This is a genomic window from Brevundimonas sp. CURTG3B2_SDJG, from assembly GCF_057364705.1.
Genome location: NZ_JBNFOJ010000235.1, coordinates 1 through 4,301 on the forward strand (window position 1 = coordinate 1; position 4,301 = coordinate 4,301).

Consider the following 4,301-nt stretch of genomic DNA (forward strand, 5'->3'; position numbering starts at 1 on the left):
ATGTAGAAGGTCCGAACTCTTCATTCCGCTCACTCCCCGCGAAAGCGGGGACCCAGTCCTTTGGGCGATCCGGTGGGATCGCGTTCGCTTTCACCCTGATCCCGCCCGCCAGTGCTCCACCGAAATCACCGGGTCCCCGCCTTCGCGGGGATGAGCGGAAAGGGGAGTTAACGCGCCTCGAACCCCGCCAGCAGTTCGCAGAACCACCGCCCGGCCGTCAGCGAGCCCAGGTCGCCGATCTCCAGCGAGGGATCGTATTCCGTCAGGTCCACGGCCTTGACCTTCGGATGCGCCCCCACGACGCGCGTGGCGTCGAAGAAGTCCTGCGCCGACACCCCGCCCGGCCGCGCGCCCGGCGATGCGGGCCACTGGCCGCGGTCGATCACGTCGATGTCGAAATCCACGTAGATGACGTCGACCAAGGCCGACAGCCGCTCCAGCTCCTCGGCCACGGCCGCCGCCAGCCCGGCTTCGCGGCACCGCCGCGCCGTCCAGACCGAAATCCCCGCGGCCTGTGCCTTCTCGTGCGCCCGCTTGGTGTTGGCGAACGGCGCCAGACCCAGCTGGCTGATCCGCCGCCCGTCCATGCCGTCGTCCAGCAGCGCCTGGATCGGATTGCCGTTGGTCAGGCCCCGGTCGGTGTCCCTCAGGTCGAAATGGGCGTCCAGGGTCAGCACGCCCACGCGCTCCAGCCCCAGGGCGTGCGCGCCCGGCCGGGTGATGGCGTTGTTGCCGCCGATCAGCACGGTCAGCGCCCGCGACGCCTGGGCGGCCACGGCGTCCCGCACCGGCTCGAACGCGTCCGCCGGCGACAGCGCCTTGACCGCCACGTCTCCGGCGTCGTGGACCTGGACCGCCAGCTCGCGGCCGGTCTCGACGTCATAGGTGGAGAACCGCGGCAGCACCGCGCGGAAAGCCTTGGGTCCCAGGTCGCAGCGCCCCGGCGTCAGCGACCGTTCGTTGACCCCGGCGCCAAGGACCGCCACCGGCGCGTCCGGCCGGTTCCCGAACAAGTCGGCGATCGAGCGCCAGGACAAGGCTTCGGACGTCTGGGTCATGCGTCAGGCTTTCGTCGGCTGGAAGCGGGCGACCAGATCGTAGGCGTCGCCGGGGAAGGTTTGGAAGGCCCAGGTCACGCCCTGCCCGTCGCGCCAGGTCCGACGCTCCAGCCTCAGGCAGGCCGCGCCCGGCGGCGTCAACAGGTGGCGTGCGACGAGCGCGTCGGCGCCCACGGCCGAGATTCGGTGCTCCGCCTCCGTCCAGGGCGTATGGGCCAGAAGCCAGCCGCCCGCCGGCTGGGCCGCGAAATCGGCCCCCTCCGCCTCGGGCGCCGCCTCCAGCGAGATCAGCCGGCGCTCCAGGGCGAACGGCGCCCCGTCGGCCAGGTGCACGGTCTCCAGCTGGATCACCCGCCCGGTCATAAGCCAGGCCTCCTCGTCCCCCGCCGCGCGCACACGGCGCGACAGCAGCCGGTGGGCGTAGAGCTGCCCTCGCCCCTCGACCTCGGCCTGGATGTCCGGAATCGCCACCAGGGCGGACGAGTGCAGCGGCGGATGGGCCACCACCGTCCCGGCCCGCCGGCGCCGCGTCACCAGCCCCCGCGCCGCCAGCCCGGACATCGCCTTGGACGCCGTCATTCGGGCGCAGCCGTATTCGGCCATCAGCTCGCTTTCGGTCGGCAGGCGATGGCCCGGCCGCCACTCCCCCGAAAGGATGCGCCGCTCGATGTCGCCCTCGATGCGCCGGTGCAGGACCGTCGTGCTCATGCGGCGACTATCGGGCTTGCCCTTCTATATGTCTAGACATAATGATGCCGGCAACCAGGGAGGTCCTCCGATGAGCCACGCTTCGAACACCCGCGTCGTCCGCGCGCCCCGCGGCCCCGAGATGACCGCCAAGACCTGGGCCGCCGAGGCGGCGCTCCGGATGCTGATGAACAACCTCGATCCCGAGGTGGCCGAGCGTCCCGAGGACCTCGTCGTCTACGGCGGCATCGGCAAGGCGGCGCGCAACTGGCAGGCCTTCGACCGTATCATCGACGAGCTCCGCGCGCTCGAGGCCGATCAGACCCTGCTGGTCCAGTCCGGCAAGCCGGTCGGCGTCTTCCGCACCCACGCCGACGCGCCGCGCGTCCTGATCGCCAACTCCAACCTGGTGCCCAAATGGGCGACCTGGGAGCATTTCAACGAGCTCGATAAGAAGGGCCTGGCCATGTACGGCCAGATGACCGCCGGCTCGTGGATCTACATCGGCACCCAGGGCATCGTTCAGGGCACCTACGAGACCTTCATGGAGGCCGGCCGCCAGCACTATGGCGGCGACTGGGCCGGCAAGTGGATCCTCACCGCCGGCCTCGGCGGCATGGGCGGCGCCCAGACCCTGGCCGCGACCATGGCCGGCGCTTCGTGCCTGGCCATTGAATGCCAGCGCAGCCGCATCGAGATGCGCCTGCGCACCCGCTACCTCGACGTCATGGCCGAGACCCTGGACGAGGCCCTGGCTCTCCTGAACAAGTCCTTGGAAGAGAAAAAGCCGATTTCGATCGGCCTGTTGGGCAATGCCGCTGACATCCTGCCTGAACTGGTCGAGCGCGGCGTCCGCCCCGATCTGGTCACCGACCAGACCTCGGCCCACGACCCGGTCAACGGATACCTGCCGTCCGGCTGGACCGTCGCCGAGTGGGAGCAGAAGCGCCAGACCGACCCCGCCGCGGTCGAGGCCGCCGCCCGCGCCTCCATGGCTGTCCACGTCAAGGCCATGCTCGACTTCCACGCCCAGGGGATCCCGACCACCGACTATGGCAACAACATCCGCCAGGTCGCCTTCGACCAGGGCGTCCAGGACGCCTTCGATTTCCCCGGCTTCGTCCCGGCCTACATCCGCCCGCTGTTCTGCCGCGGGATCGGCCCCTTCCGCTGGGCCTCGCTGACCGGGGCCCCTGAGGACATCAAGAAGACCGACGAGGCCATGAAGCGCCTTTTCCCCGACAACGCCGGCCTGCACCGCTGGCTGGACATGGCCGGCGAACGCATCGCCTTCCAGGGCCTGCCCGCCCGCATCTGCTGGATCGGCCTGGGCGACCGGCACCGCGCCGGGCTGATGTTCAACGACATGGTCGCCTCGGGCGAGCTGTCGGGCCCCATCGTCATCGGTCGCGACCACCTGGACTCGGGCTCGGTCGCCAGCCCCAACCGCGAGACCGAGGCCATGATGGACGGCTCGGACGCCGTCTCCGACTGGCCCCTGCTGAACGCGCTTCTCAACACCGCCTCCGGCGCCAGCTGGGTGTCCCTGCACCACGGCGGCGGCGTCGGCATGGGCTATTCCCAGCATTCCGGCGTCGTCATCGTCGCCGACGGCACGCCTGAGGCCGCCCAGCGCCTGGAACGCGTCCTCTGGAACGACCCGGCCACCGGCGTCATGCGCCACGCCGACGCGGGGTACGACATCGCCAGGGAAGCCGCGCGCGAACACGGCCTGAACCTGCCGTCGCTCTAGCGACGGCGATGGCCGCCCTTTCACCGTCATGCCGGGGCTTCGCGCAGCGAAGAACCCGGAACCCAGGAGTTCAGGCTCCCAGTTCGCCGGATCGGCTGTCCGCCGCGCGGCCCTGGGTTCCGGGTTCGCTCTGGCGAGCGCCCCGGAATGACGACCATTTGCTGCATCGGAAGCGACACATGACCACGATCACCATCGGCGCCGCCCCCCTCACCCTCGCCCAGCTGCGCGCGGTCCTCGAAGGCCCCGCCACGGTCGGCCTCACCGACGCCGCCTGGGCGAACGTCGAGAAGGGCGCGGCCGTCGTCGCCGCCATCCTCGCCGAAGGCCGCACCGTCTACGGCATCAACACCGGCTTCGGCCTCCTGGCCAACACCAGCATCGCGCCGGAAGACCTTGAGACTCTTCAGAAGAACCTGGTCCTCAGCCACGCCTGCGGCGTCGGCCCCCTGCTGGACGAAGGCGTCACCCGCCTGTTGATGGTGCTGAAGATCGCCAGCCTCTCCAAGGGCGCCTCGGGCGTGCGGCGCCAGACGCTGGAGACCCTGATCGCCCTGGTCAACGCCGACGTCCTGCCGTGCATTCCGTCCAAGGGCTCGGTCGGCGCCTCCGGCGACTTGGCGCCGCTGGCCCATATGTCCTGCGTCCTGATCGGCGTCGGCGAGGCCCGCGCGAACGGAGAGACCCTGGCCGCCGAAGCCGCCCCTGGCCCGCGTCGGCCGCACGCCCGTCGTCCTGGGCCCGAAGGAAGGCCTGGCCCTGCTGAACGGCACCCAGTGCTCAACCGCGCTCGCCCTCGCCGG

Annotated in this window: 4 protein-coding genes; 2 read left to right on the plus strand and 2 right to left on the minus strand. The window is 70.7% G+C overall.

Annotated elements, in window-relative coordinates; translation table 11 throughout:
* Positions 1-167: 167 nt before the first annotated feature.
* Both AC2W7C_RS13955 and AC2W7C_RS13960 read right to left on the minus strand, forming a co-directional pair.
* On the minus strand, positions 168-1,058 hold the full coding sequence (locus tag AC2W7C_RS13955) for an agmatinase family protein (protein WP_486001977.1): 891 nt from the start codon (positions 1,056-1,058) through the stop codon (positions 168-170).
* A 3-nt stretch (positions 1,059-1,061) separates the two neighbouring features.
* Positions 1,062-1,766, minus strand: a complete 705-nt coding sequence (locus tag AC2W7C_RS13960) for a UTRA domain-containing protein (RefSeq protein WP_486001978.1) — start codon at positions 1,764-1,766, stop codon at positions 1,062-1,064.
* A gap of 70 nt (positions 1,767-1,836) precedes the next feature.
* Between AC2W7C_RS13960 and hutU the strand changes: the two genes are divergently transcribed.
* Positions 1,837-3,498, plus strand: coding sequence for a urocanate hydratase (gene hutU / locus AC2W7C_RS13965; protein WP_486001979.1), 1,662 nt, complete (start codon positions 1,837-1,839; stop codon positions 3,496-3,498).
* Between the two features lie 179 nt (positions 3,499-3,677).
* On the plus strand, positions 3,678-4,301 hold a 624-nt coding region (locus AC2W7C_RS13970; protein WP_486001980.1), incomplete at its 3' end, for an aromatic amino acid lyase.

Bases quoted from the DNA above. Each gene is read 5' to 3' on its own strand.
- AC2W7C_RS13955 (WP_486001977.1), bottom strand. From the start codon at position 1,058: ATGACCCAGACGTCCGAAGCCTTGTCCTGGCGCTCGATCGCCGACTTG.
- AC2W7C_RS13960 (WP_486001978.1), bottom strand. From the start codon at position 1,766: ATGAGCACGACGGTCCTGCACCGGCGCATCGAGGGCGACATCGAGCGG.
- hutU (WP_486001979.1), top strand. From the start codon at position 1,837: ATGAGCCACGCTTCGAACACCCGCGTCGTCCGCGCGCCCCGCGGCCCC.